The following is a 19,652-nucleotide window of genomic DNA, read 5'->3' as shown; positions in this document are numbered from 1 at the left end:
GTTCAATATTTTCGAAGATATATCCTTAAGTGGAATATAACACATTCGGAATTTTTCGTGATTTACAATTCTCCATAATTCAACGAACAGCTGTACGCTGAATAGTGTTCCATCTTTTAAGCATAGTTGTCCACTCTGTATAAATTGCCAATAAACTCAGGGGGAAATTAAAAATGCTGTCATTTTTCTGACTATTTCAAAATATTGCTGTAGGTCACATAAAATTTACCCGGCAACGCTCATAGTGATCCTAAACCTACCAGCACAGCGGGGCTCAATCACAGCAATCGGTTAAAGTGGCTTCACAATGATGATACGTTTTCGTAGAATGCACATAATAATAAGAGAGGTTGTTATGATTGAACATGAACTGGGGAACTGGAAAGATTTTATCGAAGGCATGCTTCGTAAATGAATTTCCGGTAAGAAATGCAAGAGCACTTAATTAACTAAAATAACCATAGTGTGAAAGAATCACACAATAAAAAGGCGGCCTGTAAAGCCGCCTTTTTTTATTTCAACGGGTTATTCCGGCTTATCCTTCAGCGGGAAACGACGGCGTATCAGCACAAAGAACAGCGGTACGAAATAGATAGCCAGAATCGTCGCGGAAATCATTCCCCCCATAACGCCCGTTCCCACCGCGTGCTGGCTGCTGGAGCCTGCGCCGGAGCTGGTGGCCATCGGCAGGACGCCAAACACAAACGCCAGAGAAGTCATCAGGATCGGGCGCAGGCGCTGACGACAGGCGTGCAGCGTGGCGGCCATCAGTTCGTGACCTTTGGCATTCATCTCATTGGCAAATTCGACGATCAGAATGGCGTTTTTCGCCGACAATCCGATTACGGTGAGGAGTCCGACCTGGAAATAGACATCGTTTTCCAGGCCACGCATCCAGGTTGCCAGCAGCGCGCCGATGACCCCGAGAGGCACCACCAGCATTACCGAGAACGGCACTGACCAGCTTTCATACAGCGCCGCCAGGCAGAGGAACACCACCAGCAGCGACAGGGCATACAGGGCAGGCGCCTGCGCGCCGGAAAGCCGTTCCTGGTAGGACATCGCCGTCCACTCCAGGCCAAAGCCGGTCGGTAACTGCTGAACCAGTTTTTCCATAATGTCCATTGCAGTACCGGTACTGACGCCAGGCGCGGCTTCACCGACAATCTCCAGCGCCGAATAGCCGTTGTAACGCTCCAGACGCGGCGAACCGGTCTCCCAGCGTGACGTCGCAAACGCCGAGAACGGCACCATGCCGCCGGTGTTATTGCGCACATACCAGCGGTTGATATCGTCCGGCAGCATGCGGTATTTGGCAGCAGACTGAACGTAGACCTTTTTCACGCGACCGCGATCCATAAAGTCATTCACGTAGCTTGAGCCCCATGCCGTTTGCAGGGTGTCGTTAATGTCGTCGATGGAGACGCCCAGCGCCTGCGCTTTACGCTGGTCGATATCCACCTGTAGCTGAGGGCTGTCATCCAGACCGTTATGACGAACGCGGGTAAGCTGCGGCTCTTTCCCGGCCAGCTCGAGCAGTTTATCGCGAGCTGCCATCAACGCGTCATGCCCGGCACCCGCGTGATCCTGAAGCTCCATATCAAATCCGGCTGAGCTGCCCAGGCCACTGATAGCGGGCGGGCTGCTGGCGAAAACGCGCGCTTCCTTGATTTTGTTGAACGCTTTAGTTGCACGTTCAATGATGGCAAAGGAGGAGCCGCTATCGCTGTCGCGCTGGTCCCAGTCTTTCAGGCGCACAAACATACGCGCCACGTTCTGCCCGTTACCGCCAGGGCCAGAGCCGACGGTGGAGAAGACGGAGACCACGTTATCCTTCTCCTGAGTATGGAAGTAGTTCTCAACCTTCTGCACCACTTTCAGGGTCTGCTGCTGGGTCGAGCCGCTCGGTAACTGTACGGAGGTGATAAACATGCCGCGATCTTCCAGCGGCAGGAACGAGGTTGGCAGCCGCAGGAATAAGAAGACCATGCCGCCGAGCAGCAGGACATAGACCACCATCCAGCGCACGCTGCGGTGCAGTACTTTACCCACGCCCGCTTCATAGCGCGCCGCATTTCGGTTAAACATGCGGTTAAACCAGCCGAAGAAGCCTTTTTGACCGTGGTGTTCGCCCTTATGCAGCGGTTTGAGCAGCGTCGAGCACAGAGCAGGGGTAAGGATCATCGCCACCAGTACGGAGAGCACCATCGCAGAGACGATGGTGATCGAGAACTGGCGATAAATCGCGCCCGTAGTGCCGCCAAAAAACGCCATCGGGATAAATACCGCCGACAGCACCATGGCGATACCGACCAGCGCACCCTGAATTTGCCCCATCGATTTACGCGTGGCCTCGCGGGGCGAAAGCCCTTCCTCGCTCATGATGCGCTCGACGTTTTCCACCACCACGATGGCATCATCCACCAGCAGGCCGATGGCCAGCACCATGGCGAACATGGTCAGGGTGTTGATGCTGTAACCGAAGGCATACAGCACCGCAAAGGTTCCCAGCAACACCACCGGCACCGCAATGGTGGGGATCAGCGTGGCGCGGAAGTTTTGCAGGAACAGGTACATCACGAGGAACACCAGCGCGATAGCTTCGAGCAGGGTTTTCACCACATCTTCGATGGAGGCTTTTACGAATGAGGTGGTTTCGTAGGCGACTTTGTACTCCAGTCCGTGCGGGAAGTAATGCGACAGCTCATCCAGACGCTCTAACACCCGCTGCGCGGTCGCCATTTCGTTAGCGCCGGAGGCCAGTTTCACCCCCAGGCCGGACGCGGCATTGCCGTTAAAGCGACTCAGGTAGTCATATTTTTCCGCCCCCATTTCCACGGTGGCGACATCCCCCAGACGCACTTCCGAACCGTCCTGATTCACGCGCAGAGTGATATTGCGGAACTGTTCAGGCGTCTGGAGCAGCGACTGGGAGTTGATGGTGGCGTTAAGCGCCTGGTTATCCACGGACGGCGTACCACCGAGCTGCCCCACGGCAATCTGAGCGTTCTGCGATTCGATGGCGTCGGTGACATCTTTGGCGGTCATCTGCACGCTGTTCAGCTTGTTGGGATCCAGCCAGATACGCATGGAATACTGCGAGCCGTAGGCGTCGATATCACCCACGCCGTTGATACGGCTGAGCGGGTCCTGAATATTACTGGCGACGTAGTCCGCGATGTCCTGCTTATCCATCGAGCCATCGGTTGAAACAAACGCGATGGTCAAAATATTGGTGTCACCGGTCTTACGCACGGTCACCCCCTGGTTCTGCACCGCCTGAGGCAGTTTACGCAGGGCCGATTGCAGCTGGTTTTGCACCTGCTGCACCGCTTCGTCCGGATCCGTGCCCGCCGTAAAGCTCAGGGTTACCGTCGCCTGGCCCGTGGCGCTGCTCTGCGAGGACATGTACATCAGGTTATCAAGACCCGTCATGTTCTGCTCGATAACCTGCGTGACGGTATTTTCCAGCGTCTGTGCCGAGGCGCCAGGGTAGTTCGCCGTGATACGCACGTTAGGGGGGGCGAGGTCGGGGTATTGCTCAACAGGAAGGGAAGTAATCGCCAGGACACCCGTCAGACACAACAGGATTGCAAGCACCCAGGCAAAAATGGGGCGATCGATGAAAAAATTCGCCATTAAAATGTGACCTCGTTTTGCTGCACGTCATTATTGTTTATTGCCCGCCTAACTTTAGCGGTAAGGCCTAGGTCAAACGTGGAGAAATAAAGGAGATAATGTAAATTATCATGCGCTTTTTTCAGCGCGCCTTCTTTCCCGCTATTTTTCAGCCTGCGCCGCAGGTGTCCGGAACGTCACGCTGACCTGTGTACCGCCCTGTGGGGGCTGAGAAAAGTGTAATGTTCCGCCGAGCCGTCCCGCGCGTTCGCGCATGATATTCAGCCCGTAATGCCCCGGCGGTTCACTGGCGTCGCCGATACCAATACCGTTGTCACAGATCGTGACCGTGTGAGTACCGTCCGCGGTGGTGACGCAGCTGACCACAATCTCGCTGGCGTCGGCATGTTTAATCGCATTCAGCACTGCCTCACGCACAATCTGTAAGAGGTGCACCTGTTTTTGCGCGTCCAGCGCAAGCGATGAGAGACGGCAGTCAAGCACCAGCTTCGCGCTGGTCTGGCTTTGCAAACCGTCGAGAGACTCCTGTAGCGCGGCAGGAAGATTGGCGTGGTTGAGCGTCAGGCGGAAGGTGGTGAGCAGCTCGCGTAGCTGATGCCAGGCGTTATTCAGCTCGCGGGAGAAGTCCGTAATGATGGTCTGCGCCGGGGCATTGTCGCCCGGCACGGCATGCTTCAGCAGCGTAAGCTGAATACGCAAATAGGAGAGCACCTGCGCCAAAGAATCATGTAGCTCACGCGCGATGGTGGCGCGCTCTTCCATCAGCAGCAACTGCTGATAATGTTTCTGCGCCTGATTGAAATAGAGCCCCCGGCCCAGCATCGTCGCCACGCTTTCCATAAGCGGCAGCGGAACATCCCCGGTCGCGCTTTGCCAGCGCAGTTCGCCGTACAGGGTGTCCTGCATTAATACCGGTAAATTGTGCATTTTCTCGCCCGGGGACTCCTGTCCTTCGTAAAGCTGCCAGTCGTCACTGGTGCGCAATTGCAGGTAATTCATCTGCGTATAGTCATGCACAATTTGCAAAATATGCCGGAAGCAGTGGCTGTCTATCTGCCCGGTATTCAACGCCTGTGAGCATTTGAACAGCATTTCAAGCTGCTGATGCGCTTCATTCAGGTGGCGGGTTTTTTCGGCAACGGAGTGCTCCAGGGAACGGTACAGGGTGTGTAATTCCGCCGACATATGGTTGAAGGCGCGGGAAAGCTGGCCCAGCTCGTTGGGAAGCATAATATCCGGCGCGGGGGTATCGAACTGCCCCTGTTCGATACGCTCGCTCGCTGCCACCAGATTATTCAGCGGCAGCACAACCTGACGGCGGATGCGCCGCAGGGTCATCACCGCCAGCAGCAGGATGCCCAGGCCGCCCGTCAGCGACATGAAAATCACCAGCTGTATCTTATGTTCGGTGTAGTGCTGTAGCGCCAGCACAAAGGCATCTATCCGGCCCACGAAATCCTCTATGTGGCTCTGATACCACCCGGTATCGCCGCTGGCGATACGCGTGTCCATCTCCTGCCAGCCAAGCTGCAACTGCTGGTAACGCTGTTTGACGTCCTCTGGCACATACCAGCGGTTTAGCTTCTGCAACGCAGGCGCGCTCAGCGTTTTCTGCCAGACCGCGCGGTGCTCTGCCAGTGACGGGCTGGCGCGCTGCATTTCGTAGCCCAGGCGGTAGCTCTGCATGCGCAGCGATCCGGCGATGTTAATCGCCTCGGCGTCGCGCTGGCTGCTGGCGAGTGTAACCAGCGCAATGGCGCTGATCAGAACGGACAAGACAATCATCGAAAAGAAAGCCCGAGCCAGGCTTCCCGATACGGGGCGTTTAACGGTCACTCATCAGCTTCCTGAATTAAATTGATCTGCCACAGGTTCACTGGAAATAGTTCGCCTTCCTGGGCATTTGAACATTGCGTCGCCATGCCACTGTGGGTAAATACGATAACAATATAAAGAATAAGGTTATTGAACCAAAAACAGGTGTTGTTATGAATCGTTTTATTATGGCCAACGCTCAACAGTGTATCGGTTGTCGCGCCTGCGAAGTTGCCTGTGTGATGGCGCACAACGGGGAGCAGCACGCGCTGAGCGAGCGCCATTTTCATCCCCGCATTACGGTCCTTACCTCTGGCTTGCGAAAAAGCCCAGTGACCTGCCACCACTGTGAAAATGCGCCCTGCGCGCAAAGCTGCCCGAACGGAGCCATCACGCAACACAGCGACAGCGTACAGGTCAATCAACAAAAATGCATTGGCTGTAAAGCCTGCGTGGTGGCCTGCCCGTTTGGCACGATGGACATGCTGATCACCCCGCTTGAAAACGACAGCGTAAAGGCCTCGGCGCACAAATGCGACCTCTGCCTGGAAAGGCCGCAAGGCCCGGCCTGCGTTGAAAACTGCCCGGCAGAGGTGCTTACGCTCGCCACCCCAGCCGTGCTGGATAAGCTGGTTAAACAGCGCCGACAGCGCAGCGCAAGGCTGGACGCGCTGCCGTGGCACAGCGAGGCGGTTCAGTCAGTCCCTCCGCAAACCAAACGGCAACAGATGCAAAACACCCCGGCGTGCGGTGAGCCGGATAAGCTCAGCCCCGACGCGCGCGCCGGCCATTTTAACGAGATCTACTTGCCGTTTCGCCCGGAACAGGCGCAGCGCGAAGCATCCCGGTGCCTGAAATGTGGCGACCACAGCATTTGCGAGTGGACCTGCCCGCTGCATAACCATATTCCGCAGTGGATTGAGCGGATCAGGGCGGGGGATATCATCGGTGCGGCTGAGCTTTCTCACCAGACTAACTGTTTACCGGAAATTACCGGCCGCGTCTGTCCACAGGATCGATTATGTGAAGGCGCCTGCACCCTGCGGGATGCGTCAGGGGCGGTAACCATCGGTAATATCGAACGATATATCTCGGATCGGGCGCTGGCGATGGGCTGGACGCCGGACGTCAGCCACGTTACACCGGTCGGTAAGCGCGTCGCCATCATTGGTGCCGGTCCGGCAGGGCTGGCCTGTGCCGACGTACTGGTGCGCAGCGGCATCGGTGTGACGGTCTACGATCGCCATCCGGAAATCGGCGGATTGCTGACCTTTGGTATTCCGGCCTTCAAGCTGGATAAATCCCTGTTAGCGCGGCGCAGAGAGATATTCAGCGCGATGGGTATCCGCTTCGAGCTGAACTGCGAGGTGGGAAAAGACGTGTCGATGGCCCAACTGCAAAACGACTACGATGCCCTTTTCATCGGCGTAGGGACCTATCGTTCCATGAAAGCAGGTATCCCTCATGAAGACGCGCCGGGCGTGTACGACGCGCTGCCGTTTTTAGTGGCAAATACGCGGAACGTGATGGGCCTTGATTCTGCCGCAGACGAGCCGTTTATTGACACGCAGGGGTTAAACGTGGTGGTGCTGGGCGGGGGCGATACGGCGATGGACTGCGTGCGCACCGCGCTGCGACATGGCGCGGCGAAAGTAACCTGCGCCTATCGGCGGGACGAGGCCAACATGCCGGGCTCAAAGAAAGAGGTTAAAAACGCGAAAGAAGAGGGCGCGGCCTTTGAATTTAATGTCCAGCCGGTTGAGCTCACGCTGGATACCGACGGGAAGGTCAAGGGTATCCGGATGCTGCGCACCCGTCTGGGCGAGCCGGATGCGCAGGGGCGGCGTCGTCCTGTCCCGGTGGCGGGCAGTGAGTTTGTCATGCCAGCGGATGCGGTGATCATGGCGTTTGGGTTTAATCCGCACGCCATGCCGTGGCTTCAGGCGCAGGGCGTCGACACCGACGACTGGGGGCGCATCAGGGCCTCCGTGGAGAGCCGTTACCGCTACCAGACCTCGAATCCGCAGATTTTTGCTGGCGGTGATGCGGTACGTGGTGCGGATCTGGTGGTCACCGCGATGGCGGAAGGGCGCCATGCCGCGCAGGGGATCATGGACTGGCTTGGCGTGCCGCCGCGCAACATGCATTAACGCAGACGGGCGACAAAGCGGGCATCACGGCGTAGTATAAACAGACTCATTTTGCCGTGGAGCCCGTATGTCCCTGAACATTACCGTTATTAAAGACAAAATCCTTTCTGAAAATTACTTTGTCCTGCGTAACATCACTTACGATCTCACCCGTAAGAGCGGGGACGTCATTCGCCATAAACGCGAAGTCTACGACCGGGGCAATGGTGCAACCATTTTGCTGTATAACCGTGAAAAGCAAAGCGTGGTGCTGATCCGCCAGTTTCGCATCGCGACATGGGTCAATGGCAACGCGGACGGACGTCTGATTGAAACCTGTGCAGGTCTGCTGGACGACGATGAGCCGGAAGTGTGTATCCGCAAAGAAGCCATTGAAGAGACGGGCTTTGAGGTGGGGGCGGTGCAGAAAGTCTTTGAGCTGTTTATGTCCCCTGGCGGGGTTACCGAGCTGGTTCACTTCTTCATTGCGGAGTACACCGATGCCCAGCGCACGCACCGGGGCGGTGGCGTGGACGATGAAGACATTGAAGTGCTGGAAATGTCTTTCGCTCAGGCTGTCGACATGGTGAAAAGCGGCGAGATCCGCGACGGTAAAGCGGTGATCCTGTTGCAGTATCTGCAAACCAGCGGTTTGATGAATGCTGCGGCGGTAGCGTGATAAGTTGTATTTCAGATAAATCTATCCGATAAATCCGATTGAGCCAGCCCGCCCAGGGCACGAAGATACGCCCCAGATTGACCTATTCGTTTCCGGGGCTGTGCCGTTCATGCGCTACTGCGTTTTTCTTCTCTTCTTCATTTGCGTGCTTCCCGCGCCTTTGGTGTGGGCTGCGCCTGCGCAGCAGTCTTTTTCAGACTGGCAGGTGACCTGCAATAACCAGAATTTCTGCGTAGCGCGCAACACCGGCGAGCATCGCGGTCTGGTCATGACGCTGAGCCGCAGTGCGGGGGCAAAAACAGACGCCAGCCTGCGCATCGATCTCGGCGGTCTTTCGACGCCTCCGGTGAAAGAGCCTGACATTGCCCCGCGCCTGCTGCTCGACAATGTGCCGTTTCAGCTCACGTCGCAACACTGGCAGTTAACCCCCTGGCATCTTAAAACAGACGATACGGGCACCATCACCACGTTTCTGAAAACCATTCAGGAGGGGCAGGCGCTGACCCTGCGCGGGGGGAAGCAGACAATCTCCCTGGCCGGTCTGAAAGCGGCGCTGCTGTTTATTGATGCCCAGCAAAAACGCGTCGGAAGTGAAACGGCATGGATTAAAAAAGGAGATAGTCCACCGCTGAGCGTGCCGCCTGCGCCGGCATTAAAAAAGGTGGCAGTGGTGAACCCCACGCCAACGCCGCTGACGCATAACGAACTTAACGATCTGCTGGATTACGGTACCTGGCGCATGAACCACAGCCAGTGCTCCCTCGATCCGAACCGGCGTGAAGTGCGCGTGACCGCGTTGACCGATGACAAAGCGCTGATGATCATCAGCTGTGAGGCGGGGGCGTACAACACCGTCGATCTGGCGTGGCTGGTGTCGCGTAAAAAACCGTTTGCTGCCAGAAGCGTGAGATTGCGCCTGCCGTTTACCCCTTCCAGCCAGAGTAGCGACATGGAGCTGATGAATGCCAGCTTCGATGAAAAAACGCGCGAGCTGACCACGCTGGCACTGGGACGCGGGATTGGCGACTGTGGGATCCAGACCCGCTGGCGTTTTAACGGCCAGCGCTTCCGCCTGGTGCGCTACGCGGAAGAGCCAAGCTGCGATAACTGGAATGGGCCAGATGCCTGGCCCACGCTGTGGATCACAAGGTAGGGCTCTGTCGCTTACCGGGCCTACGTTTTAGCGATTTGTAGGCCCGGTAAGGCTTAGCCGCCACCGGGCACGAAGACTGCACTACAGCACGCTCAGCGCTTTCTCCACCACATTCTCAACGGTAAAGCCGAAGTACGGGAACAGCTTATCGGCCGGGGCGGATTCACCGTAACCCTTCATGCCGACAATCGCCCCTTTCAGACCCACATATTTGTACCAGTAGTCGGCAATGCCAGCTTCAACCGCCACGCGCGCCGCGACGTTTGAAGGCAGCACCGATTCGCGGTACGCCTCATCCTGGGCATCAAAGATATCCGTTGAAGGCAGGGAAACCACGCGCACCGCGTGACCCTCGGCGGTCAGTTTCTCGGCCGCTTTTACCGTGATTTCCACCTCTGAACCGGTGGCAATCAGGATCACGTCCGGCTTACCGCCGCTGTCTTTCAGGATGTACCCGCCGCGGGCGATATTTTTCACCTGCTCCGGCGTGCGCTCGATCTGCGCCAGGTTCTGGCGCGACAGGATCAGCGCTGTGGGTCCGTTATGGCGCTCTACGGCCAGCTTCCAGCCCACAGCCGCTTCAACCTGATCGCACGGACGCCAGGTACTGAAGTTTGGCGTCAGGCGCAGGCTCGCCAGCTGCTCTACCGCCTGGTGCGTCGGCCCATCTTCACCCAGACCGATGGAGTCGTGGGTATACACCATGATTTGCCGCGCCTTCATCAGGGCCGCCATACGCGCCGCGTTACGGGCATATTCGACAAACATCAGGAAGGTGGCGGTGTACGGCACGAAGCCGCCATGGTGGGCGATACCGTTGGCAATGGCGGTCATCCCGAACTCGCGCACGCCGTAGTGGATATAGTTTCCGGCAATGTCTTCCTTCAGGGATTTAGAGCCAGACCAGATGGTGAGGTTACTTGGCGCCAGATCCGCCGAGCCGCCCAGCAGTTCGGGCAGGACAGGGCCAATCGCGTTCAGGGTGTTTTGTGACGCCTTACGGGTGGCAATTTTCGCCGGGTTAGATTGCAGGTTTTCAATCAGCGCCTGAGTTTTCTCTTCCCAGTCTTCCGGCAGGCTACCGCTCATGCGGCGGTTAAATTCGGCCGCCAGCTCCGGATACGCTTTTTTGTAGGCAGCAAACTTCTCGTTCCAGGCCTGCTGCGCTTTTTCACCTGTTTCGCGAGCATCCCAGGCCCTGTAGATCTCTTTTGGGATCTCAAAGGCCGGGTGTTTCCAGCCCAGTTTCTGGCGGGTCAGCGCCACTTCCTCTTCACCCAGCGCCGCGCCGTGCGCCTCTTCTTTACCCGCTTTGTTCGGCGAGCCGAAGCCGATGGTGGTGCGGCAGACGATCAGGGACGGTTTGTCCTTTACGCTCTGCGCTTCCTGAATCGCTTTTTTCACCGCCTCAGGATCGTGACCGTCGATTTCGTGCACTACGTGCCAGTGATAGGCTTCAAAGCGTTTTGCCGTGTCGTCGGTAAACCAGCCCTCGGTTTCCCCGTCAATGGAGATACCGTTGTGATCGTAGAAGCCAATCAGCTTGCCCAGCCCCAGGGTGCCCGCCAGCGAGCAGACCTCGTGGGAGATCCCCTCCATCAGGCAGCCATCACCCATAAAGACATAGGTGTAGTGATCGACAATCTCGTGGTCGGGCTGGTTGAACTGCGCGGCCAGCGTACGCTCTGCAATCGCCAGGCCGACGGCATTCGCCAGCCCCTGGCCCAGCGGGCCGGTAGTGGTTTCAACACCCGGCGTATAGCCGATCTCCGGGTGGCCCGGCGTTTTGGAGTGCAGCTGGCGGAAGTTTTTTAACTCCTCAAGCGGCAGGTCGTAGCCGGAGAGGTGCAGCAGGCTGTAGAGCAGCATCGAGGCATGACCGTTGGAGAGAATAAAACGGTCGCGATCGTACCAGGTCGGATCGGTCGGGTTGTGCTTCAGGAAGTCGTTCCACAGCACTTCGGCAATATCAGCCATACCCATGGGGGCGCCAGGGTGGCCGGAATTGGCTTTTTGTACGGCATCCATGCTGAGGGCGCGAATGGCGTTGGCGAGCTCTTTACGGGACATAGTTCACTCCGTGGCAAGGTTAAAGTTTGGCGGCGAGAAGATCTTCGAGTTTGCGCTGGTCGACGGCGAACTGGCGGATGCCATCTGCCAGTTTTTCCACGGCCATCGGATCCTGATTGTGCTCCCAGCGGAATTCCGCTTCGGTCATGGGTTTCGGTTTTGGCAGAACGGTAGAGGTCGGTACCAGCTTGCGGATCACCGTCTCTTCACTCTCCTGAAGCTTTTTCAGCAGGTCAGGAGAGATGGTCAGACGGTCACAGCCCGCGAGCGCCAGGATCTGCTCGGTGCGGCGGAAGCTGGCCCCCATCACGATGGTCTCGTAGCGATGCTGCTTGTAATAATCGTAGATATTACGCACCGATTTTACGCCAGGATCTTCTTCCACCACGTACGGATCCATTGGCTGTTTCGCCTGATACCAGTCGTAGATACGCCCGACAAACGGTGAAATCAGGAACACGCCCGCTTCGGCGCAGGCACGCGCCTGGGCGAAGGAGAACAGTAGCGTCAGGTTGCAGTGGATCCCCTCTTTCTCCAGCACTTCCGCCGCGCGGATGCCTTCCCAGGTAGACGCAAGCTTGATCAGAATGCGTGACTTATCGATTCCCTGCTCCTGGTAGAGTTCCACTATGCGGCGGGCCTTGTTGATGCTCTTTTCCTGGTCGAACGAGAGGCGGGCGTCCACTTCGGTAGAGACGCGTCCCGGTATGCTTTTAAGAATTTCCGCACCGATATTGACCGCCAGCTTGTCGCTGGCTTCGGCGACCTGATGTTCCTGCGTTTTCCCGCGCTGTTTGCCGTAGGCAAGGGCGTCATCAATCAGATGACTAAAGTGCGCAAGACCGGCCGCCTTGAGCAGCAGAGAGGGATTGGTGGTCGCGTCTTCCGGCTGGTAGTGACGAATCGACTCGATGTCGCCGCTGTCTGCAACCACGGTGGTAAATTGTTTGATGCCGTCTAGCTGGTTCATAATTACTCCTTGGAAATAAAAGAGTTAGTCGAGTGCGTTAGTTCACACTTCTGAGAAAATCATGATGGACTTAACAAAAAAGCATAGCAGACGGGGGAGGCATTGCTTTCTGAGACGGGTAACATGGCTGTTATAAATTGATAACAATTTTTATTCTGCAATGGTGAGAGTTTGGCAGCCTTCAAAGTTTAGGAGCCTGCCTGCGGCGATACTATGCGGCACACCAGGGTGTGCATAGGAACGTCGACATCACCCTTTTTGACCGAAACGTGAAAGGAATAACAAGATGGATGATCAGTTAAAACAAAGCGCTCTCGATTTTCACGAGTTTCCTGTTCCGGGTAAAATCCAGGTATCCCCGACCAAACCGCTGGCGACTCAGCGCGATCTGGCGCTGGCCTACTCGCCGGGCGTGGCTGCTCCGTGTCTGGAAATCGAAAAAGATCCGCTGGCAGCGTACAAATACACTGCGCGCGGTAACCTGGTGGCCGTTATCTCTAACGGTACGGCGGTGCTGGGGTTAGGGAACATCGGTGCGCTGGCTGGTAAGCCGGTGATGGAAGGGAAAGGCGTTCTGTTTAAGAAATTTGCCGGTATCGACGTCTTCGATATCGAAGTGGACGAACTGGATCCGGATAAATTCATCAACGTGGTGGCGGCGCTGGAGCCGACCTTCGGCGGCATCAACCTGGAAGACATCAAAGCGCCGGAATGTTTCTATATCGAGCAGAAGCTGCGCGAGCGTATGAACATTCCCGTGTTCCATGACGACCAGCACGGCACGGCGATTATCAGTACCGCCGCCATTCTGAACGGCCTGCGCGTGGTGGAGAAAAATCTCTCCGACGTGCGCATGGTGGTCTCCGGCGCAGGCGCCGCGGCCATCGCCTGTATGAACCTGCTGGTGGCGCTGGGCATGCAGAAGCACAATATTGTGGTCTGCGACTCCAAGGGCGTGATCTGCAAAGACCGCGAGCCAAACATGGCGGAAACCAAGGCGGCCTATGCGGTGGAAGACGACGGCAAGCGCACGCTTGAAGACGTGATTGACGGTGCTGACATTTTCCTCGGCTGTTCAGGCCCGAAAGTGCTGACCCAGGAGATGGTGCAGAAGATGGCGCGCGCGCCAATGATCCTGGCTCTGGCGAACCCGGAGCCGGAAATTCTGCCGCCGCTGGCGAAGGCGGTGCGTGAAGACGCTATCATCTGCACCGGACGTTCGGACTACCCGAACCAGGTGAACAACGTGCTCTGCTTCCCGTTCATCTTCCGCGGGGCGCTGGACGTCGGCGCCACGGCGATCAACGAAGAGATGAAGCTGGCTGCCGTTCATGCTATCGCAGAGCTGGCGCACGCCGAGCAGAGCGAAGTGGTGGCCTCCGCCTACGGCGATCAGGATCTGAGCTTCGGCCCCGACTACATCATCCCTAAACCATTTGACCCGCGTCTGATCGTGAAGATCGCGCCAGCGGTGGCCAAAGCGGCGATGGACTCCGGCGTGGCGACGCGGCCGATTGAAGATTTCGATGCCTACGTCGATAAACTCACCGAGTTCGTTTACAAAACCAACCTGTTTATGAAGCCGATCTTCTCCCAGGCGCGCGCCGACGCGAAGCGCGTGGTGCTGGCGGAAGGGGAAGAGGCGCGCGTGCTGCATGCCACGCAGGAGCTGATCACCTTAGGGCTGGCGAAACCGATCCTGATTGGTCGTCCGAGCGTGATCGAGATGCGTATTCAGAAGCTCGGCCTGCAAATTAAGCCGGGCGTGGACTTTGAGATCGTTAACAACGAATCCGATCCGCGCTTCAAAGAGTACTGGAACGAATACTATTCGATCATGAAGCGTCGCGGGATCACCCAGGAGCAGGCGCAGCGGGCGGTGATCAGCAACACCACGGTGATCGGCGCGATCATGGTTCATCGCGGTGAGGCGGATGCGCTGATCTGCGGCACCATCGGCGAGTACCATGAGCATTTCAGCGTGGTACAGGAGATCTTCGGCTATCGCGAGGGCGTCCATACTGCCGGCGCAATGAACGCGCTGCTGCTGCCAAGCGGTAACACCTTTATCGCCGATACCTACGTCAACGACGATCCCTCCCCGGACGAACTGGCGGAAATCACCGTGATGGCGGCGGAAACCGTGCGCCGCTTTGGTATCGAGCCGAAAGTGGCGCTGCTGTCGCACTCAAACTTCGGGTCATCCAAATCCGCGGCGGCGTGCAAAATGCGCCAGACGCTGGACCTGGTGCGCGAGCGTGCGCCGGAGCTGATGATCGACGGCGAGATGCACGGCGACGCCGCGCTGGTGGAGAGTATTCGTAATGAACGTATGCCGGACAGCCCGCTGAAAGGCTCGGCGAACGTGCTGATTATGCCGAACGTGGAAGCGGCGCGTATTAGCTATAACCTGCTGCGCGTGTCGAGTTCTGAAGGGGTGACCGTAGGGCCAGTGCTGATGGGGGTGTCAAAACCGGTACATGTGTTAACGCCGATTGCCTCCGTGCGTCGTATCGTCAACATGGTGGCGCTGGCGGTGGTTGAGGCGCAGACGCAGCCGCTGTAATTTATTGCCCTCGCCCCTCACCCTAACCCTCTCCCCATAGGGGAGAGGGGACTGCTCTGAGCCGTCTTTTCACCCTCGCCCCTTTGGGGAGAGGGCCGGGGTGAGGGGTAAGGGTTAAACCCAGTCCCGAACCTTAATAAACTCACTCAAGGCAGCCTCCGGGCTGCCTTCTTTTGGCGCGTAGCTGTATTCCCAGCGCACCAGCGGCGGCATCGACATCAGAATGGACTCCGTGCGCCCGCCGGTTTGCAGGCCAAACAGCGTCCCGCGATCCCACACCAGATTAAACTCCACGTAGCGCCCGCGACGGTAGAGCTGGAACTCACGCTCGCGCACGCCGTAGTCGGTGTCTTTGCGGCGTTCGACAATCGGAAGATAGGCGTCGGTAAAGCCTTCACCCACCGCGCGCATAAAGCTGAACGCGGTATCAAAATCCGGCGTGTTGAGATCGTCAAAGAACAGCCCGCCGATGCCGCGCTGCTCGTCGCGATGCTTCAGATAGAAATAGTCATCGCACCACTTTTTATATTTAGGGTAAACGTCTTCGCCAAACGGCAGGCAGAGGTCGCGCGCGGTGGTGTGCCAGTGCACGGCATCCTCTTCGAAGCCATAGTAAGGAGTTAAGTCGAAACCGCCGCCAAACCACCAGACCGGATCGGCTCCCGGTTTTTCCGCGATGAAAAAGCGCACGTTGGCGTGGCTGGTTGGCACAAACGGGTTATGCGGATGCACCACCAGCGATACGCCCATCGCCTCGAAGCTGCGGCCCGCCAGTTCAGGCCGATGCGCCGTGGCGGACGCTGGCATTGCATCACCGTGGACGTGGGAGAAGTTGACCCCGGCCTGTTCAAAAATACCGCCGTTACGCAGCACGCGGCTGCGCCCGCCGCCGCCCGCTTCGCGCTGCCAGGTGTCTTCCTGGAATTCACCGCCGTCTGCGGCGGTCAGTTTCTGGCAAATCGCGTCCTGGAGCTGCATCAGGAAAGTTTTGACCAGCTGTGCATTCGGTTTCATCAACGTTTCCTGGAGTGCGCTTTTTGATTATCGAACCAGTTGAAATAACTGATGACCCCGGAGGCGATGGCGTTCGCGATCTTCTGACGAAACGCCTTAGTGCCGAGTAAACGCTCTTCTTCCGGGTTGGTAATGAACGAGGTTTCCACCAGCACGGACGGAATAGACGGTGACTTCAGCACCACAAACGCGGCCTGCTCGGTGCTTTTACTGTGCAGACGGTGCACGGGCTTAATCCGTTTGAGGATATGCGAGCCGAGCGTCAGGCTGTTTTTGATGGTATCGGTCTGCACGAGATCGAACAGAACCTGCTGCAACAGATGGTCTTTGTCGGTGGCTTTTTTCCCGGCCACTTCATCCGCCCGGTTTTCGCGATCGGAGAGGTATTTCGCCATGGCGCTACTGGCGCCACGGTTGGAGAGCGCAAATACCGAGGCGCCTGCGGCGGAAGGGTTTGTGAAGCCATCCGCATGAATGGACATAAACAGGTCTGCGCCGTGCTTGTGGGCAATCTCCACGCGATCGTACAGCGGGATAAACGTGTCGCCCGTGCGCGTCAGGCGGGCGTCAATACCGTTGCTGCGTAAAATTGCGCGTACATTTTTTGCAATTGCCAGCACGACGTGTTTTTCTTTCGACCCGTTTCGGCCAATGGCGCCGGTGTCGATCCCGCCGTGGCCCGGATCGAGCATGACCAGACGCTTTGCGCCAGCTTTTTTGGTTTTCGGCTTGCTGTGTCCGTTACTGGTTTTAAGCGTGCTCTCTTCTTTTGCCTGAGCCTGCTTTGCGATACCCGATAACGTTAAGGCCGCCAGCCCCGCTTTGAGAACCTGACGACGCGATGTGAGTGCTTTTAATGGTTTGAATGTGCTCATGCGGCCTGAATTGTAAAAATTGGGGTCCTGGTGTTATATCGTATCGTGTTTCCCGTTACGACAGTCCTTATTGAGAATTGTTTTACTTTTCATTTCAATACGTGACAAAGTGACATTATGCCAAATTTTGGCGAGTTTTTCCCCGGTTATTGGCTAAACGCCCTGTTCACGCCATAATCACTGTTTTTAAACCCGAAAAGGCGGTTAATACCATGGAGATACGCGTTTTTCGCCAGGAAGATTTCGAAGAGGTGATCACCCTTTGGGAGCGCTGCGATCTGCTGCGTCCGTGGAACGATCCGGAAATGGACATCGAACGGAAGGTGAATCACGACGTCAGTCTGTTTCTGGTCGCTGAGGTCAACGGCGAAGTGGTCGGGACGGTGATGGGCGGGTACGACGGCCACCGCGGCTCGGCCTACTATCTGGGCGTGCACCCGGAATACCGCGCGCGCGGCATCGCCAACGCGCTGCTTAACCGTCTGGAAAAGAAACTGATCGCCCGTGGCTGCCCGAAAATCCAGATTATGGTCCGGGAAGATAACGACGTGGTGCTGGGCATGTATGAACGTCTGGGCTACGAGCACGCGGATGTACTGACGCTGGGTAAGCGCCTGATCGAAGATGAAGAGTACTGAGTTCCACCCTGGCGACTACGACGTTCACGGTCGTCTTCGTCTGCCTTTTTTGTTCTGGTGCGTTCTGCTGTTGCAGGCCCGCACCTGGGTGCTGTTCGTGATGGCTGGCGCGTCGCGCGGGCAGGGCGATACGTTACTGAATCTCTTTTATCCCGATCACGATGCGTTCTGGCTGGGGTTACTGCCGGGCGTACCGGCGGTCCTGGCGTTTCTGTGCAGCGGACGGCGGCAAGCCATTCCGCGCTTCTGGCGCGCGCTTCGCTGGCTGTTGATCCTGGCGCAGTTTGTGCTTCTGGTCTGGCAACCCTTGCTCTGGCTGTACGGCGAGCCGCTTTCGGGTATCGGGATTGCACTGGTGGTGGCGGATATTGTCGCGCTGCTGTGGCTGGTCACGAATCCCCGTTTACGCGCCTGTTTTACGCAAGAGCCAGATTAAAACGGCACTTTTTGCCGATACTGCACTCCAACAAGCGTTGATTTACTACGTAAGGACGTCTCAATGAAATCGCTGCGTTTACTTTTATGCGCTCTCCCGCTGGCGTTAACCGGCTGTTCCACGCTCTCATCCATCAACTGGTCTGCGGCCTATCCGTGGAACTGGTTTGGCTCCTCAATGGAAGTGACCGAGCAGGGCGTGGGCAAAATCACCGCCTCGACGGCGCTGGATCAGGATGCCATTCAGGATGCCATCGGCAGTGATTATCGCCTGCGCAGCGGCATGAAAACCGAGAACGGCAACATCGTGCGCTATTTCGAAGCGTTGAAAGATGACAAGGTGGCAATGGTCATCAACGGCGATAAAGGTACGGTCAACCGCATTGCGGTGATGGATGAAGAGATCCCGACCTCAGGTGGCGTGAAGGTGGGAACGCCGTTTGGCGAACTCTATCAGAAAGCGTTTGGCCACTGCGCCAGTGTGCCATCGGAGGAGAGCGTGGCGGTCGAGTGTAAGGCCGACGGCAGCCAGCATATTAGCTATGTGTTCAGCGGCACCTGGAACGGTCCGGAAGGGTTAATGCCGTCTGACGACACCCTGAAAAAGTGGAAAGTGAGCAAAATTATCTGGCAGCAGTAATTTGCGCCTGAGCAAGCCGCCTCGCTGAAATCCGGGTATAATAGCCGCCATCAATGCCACGCTGTCGTGGCATCTTTATTTCAGGAGGAGCGATGTCTCAGGTTCAGAGTGGCATTTTGCCAGAACATTGCCGGGCGGCGATTTGGATTGAAGCCAACGTCAAAGGGGACGTGGATGCCCTGCGCGCGGCCAGCAAAGTATTCGTTGATAAACTGGCCACCTTCCAGGCCAAATTCCCCGAAGCCCATCTGGGCGCGGTGGTCGCCTTTGGCAGCACCGTCTGGCGTCATCTGAGCGGCGGCGAAGGCGCAGAAGAGCTGAAAGACTTTATTCCTTATGGCAAAGGTCTTGCGCCCGCCACCCAGTATGACGTTCTGATCCATATCCTCTCCCTGCGTCACGACGTGAACTTTTCTGTCGCTCAGGCTGCGATTGAGGCCTTTGGTGACAGTATCGACGTGCAGGAAGAGATCCACGGTTTCCGCTGGGTGGAAGAGCGCGATTTGAGCGGCTTCGTCGACGGCACCGAAAACCCGGCCGGGGAAGAGACGCGTCGCGAGGTGGCTGTAATCAAGGATGGCGTGGACGCGGGCGGCAGCTATGTGTTCGTCCAGCGCTGGGAGCATAACCTCAGGCAGCTTAACCGCATGAGCGTGCATGACCAGGAGATGATGATTGGCCGTACCAAAGATGCCAATGAAGAGATTGACGGCGATGCGCGTCCGGTCACTTCCCACCTGTCCCGCGTTGACCTTAAAGAAGACGGTAAGGGGCTGAAGATTGTTCGCCAGAGCCTGCCGTACGGCACCGCGAGCGGTACGCACGGCCTGTACTTCTGCGCTTACTGCGCACGCCTCTACAACATCGAACAGCAGCTGCTGAGCATGTTTGGCGATACCGACGGTAAGCGTGACGCCATGCTGCGCTTCACCCGCCCGGTGACCGGCGGCTACTACTTTGCGCCGTCCGTTGAGCGCCTGCTGGCGTTGTAAATCGCTCTCCATTCGTAGGCCGGGTAAGCGTGAGCGC

15 protein-coding genes are annotated in these 19,652 nt (G+C 57.2%); 9 read left to right on the top strand and 6 right to left on the bottom strand.

Going from position 1 to position 19,652, the window contains the following annotated elements; translation table 11 throughout:
* Nucleotides 1-355 precede the first annotated feature (355 nt).
* Nucleotides 356-415 (top strand): protein YpfM, encoded by a 60-nt coding sequence (ypfM, locus tag C3451_RS03595; RefSeq protein WP_100181659.1) that lies wholly within the window; start codon nt 356-358, stop codon nt 413-415.
* Between the two features lie 110 nt (nt 416-525).
* On the opposite strand, the gene acrD is transcribed toward ypfM, so the two are convergent.
* Both acrD and narQ read right to left on the bottom strand, forming a co-directional pair.
* Nucleotides 526-3,639 (bottom strand): multidrug efflux RND transporter permease AcrD, encoded by a 3,114-nt coding sequence (acrD, locus tag C3451_RS03590; protein ID WP_045621185.1) that lies wholly within the window; start codon nt 3,637-3,639, stop codon nt 526-528.
* Nucleotides 3,640-3,780: 141 nt separating this feature from the next.
* Entirely contained in the window at nt 3,781-5,475 is a 1,695-nt protein-coding gene (gene narQ, locus C3451_RS03585; RefSeq protein ID WP_045621183.1) for a nitrate/nitrite two-component system sensor histidine kinase NarQ, read from the bottom strand.
* A 152-nt stretch (nt 5,476-5,627) separates the two neighbouring features.
* Between narQ and aegA the strand changes: the two genes are divergently transcribed.
* From aegA to C3451_RS03565, 3 genes are all read left to right on the top strand, one after another.
* A complete protein-coding gene (gene aegA / locus C3451_RS03575; protein ID WP_072050123.1) occupies nt 5,628-7,604 on the top strand; it encodes a formate-dependent uric acid utilization protein AegA in 1,977 nt (658 codons plus the stop codon).
* A 67-nt stretch (nt 7,605-7,671) separates the two neighbouring features.
* Nucleotides 7,672-8,262, top strand: a complete 591-nt coding sequence (gene nudK / locus C3451_RS03570; protein ID WP_045309153.1) for a GDP-mannose pyrophosphatase NudK — start codon at nt 7,672-7,674, stop codon at nt 8,260-8,262.
* Between the two features lie 109 nt (nt 8,263-8,371).
* Nucleotides 8,372-9,415, top strand: a complete 1,044-nt coding sequence (locus C3451_RS03565) for a DUF1176 domain-containing protein (RefSeq protein ID WP_045309154.1) — start codon at nt 8,372-8,374, stop codon at nt 9,413-9,415.
* A gap of 81 nt (nt 9,416-9,496) precedes the next feature.
* Here the strand turns inward: C3451_RS03565 and tkt are convergent, their stop codons facing one another.
* Complete coding sequence (gene tkt / locus C3451_RS03560) at nt 9,497-11,485, bottom strand: transketolase (RefSeq protein WP_045621179.1); 1,989 nt, start codon at nt 11,483-11,485, stop codon at nt 9,497-9,499.
* A 19-nt stretch (nt 11,486-11,504) separates the two neighbouring features.
* Nucleotides 11,505-12,455: a transaldolase gene (gene tal / locus C3451_RS03555; protein ID WP_045621177.1), complete on the bottom strand. Its 951-nt coding sequence runs from the start codon at nt 12,453-12,455 to the stop codon at nt 11,505-11,507.
* A gap of 286 nt (nt 12,456-12,741) precedes the next feature.
* Here tal and maeB point away from each other — a divergent pair, with 286 nt between their 5' ends.
* Complete coding sequence (gene maeB / locus C3451_RS03550; protein ID WP_124304234.1) at nt 12,742-15,021, top strand: NADP-dependent oxaloacetate-decarboxylating malate dehydrogenase; 2,280 nt, start codon at nt 12,742-12,744, stop codon at nt 15,019-15,021.
* A 114-nt stretch (nt 15,022-15,135) separates the two neighbouring features.
* Here maeB and hemF read toward each other — a convergent pair whose 3' ends face one another.
* Both hemF and amiA read right to left on the bottom strand, forming a co-directional pair.
* Nucleotides 15,136-16,035 (bottom strand): oxygen-dependent coproporphyrinogen oxidase, encoded by a 900-nt coding sequence (gene hemF / locus C3451_RS03545; RefSeq protein ID WP_023306671.1) that lies wholly within the window; start codon nt 16,033-16,035, stop codon nt 15,136-15,138.
* Nucleotides 16,035-16,910 carry an N-acetylmuramoyl-L-alanine amidase AmiA gene (gene amiA / locus C3451_RS03540; RefSeq protein WP_023306670.1) on the bottom strand — a complete coding sequence of 292 codons (876 nt, stop codon included), beginning with the start codon at nt 16,908-16,910 and terminating at the stop codon, nt 16,035-16,037. The genes hemF and amiA overlap by 1 nt, the downstream gene beginning before the upstream one ends.
* A gap of 212 nt (nt 16,911-17,122) precedes the next feature.
* On the opposite strand from amiA, the gene C3451_RS03530 reads away from it, so the two are divergent.
* From C3451_RS03530 to C3451_RS03515, 4 genes are all read left to right on the top strand, one after another.
* The gene (locus C3451_RS03530; RefSeq protein WP_003861292.1) at nt 17,123-17,548 is read left to right on the top strand and encodes a GNAT family acetyltransferase; all 426 of its coding nucleotides are present in this window, start codon (nt 17,123-17,125) and stop codon (nt 17,546-17,548) included.
* Nucleotides 17,535-17,984, top strand: coding sequence for a DUF2919 domain-containing protein (locus tag C3451_RS03525; protein WP_023306669.1), 450 nt, complete (start codon nt 17,535-17,537; stop codon nt 17,982-17,984). Before C3451_RS03530 ends, C3451_RS03525 begins: the two co-directional genes overlap by 14 nt.
* 63 nt (nt 17,985-18,047) lie before the next feature.
* Nucleotides 18,048-18,623: an RpoE-regulated lipoprotein gene (locus tag C3451_RS03520; RefSeq protein ID WP_022648954.1), complete on the top strand. Its 576-nt coding sequence runs from the start codon at nt 18,048-18,050 to the stop codon at nt 18,621-18,623.
* Nucleotides 18,624-18,715: 92 nt separating this feature from the next.
* Nucleotides 18,716-19,615: a Dyp-type peroxidase gene (locus tag C3451_RS03515; protein ID WP_022648953.1), complete on the top strand. Its 900-nt coding sequence runs from the start codon at nt 18,716-18,718 to the stop codon at nt 19,613-19,615.
* The last annotated feature ends 37 nt before the right edge of the window (nt 19,616-19,652 follow it).

The organism is Enterobacter sp. 301B (assembly GCF_003850715.1).
Taxonomy (GTDB): domain Bacteria; phylum Pseudomonadota; class Gammaproteobacteria; order Enterobacterales; family Enterobacteriaceae; genus Enterobacter; species Enterobacter intestinihominis.
The sequence above is the reverse complement of the archived record's forward strand: the minus strand, read 5'-3'. Positions and strand labels throughout refer to the sequence as shown.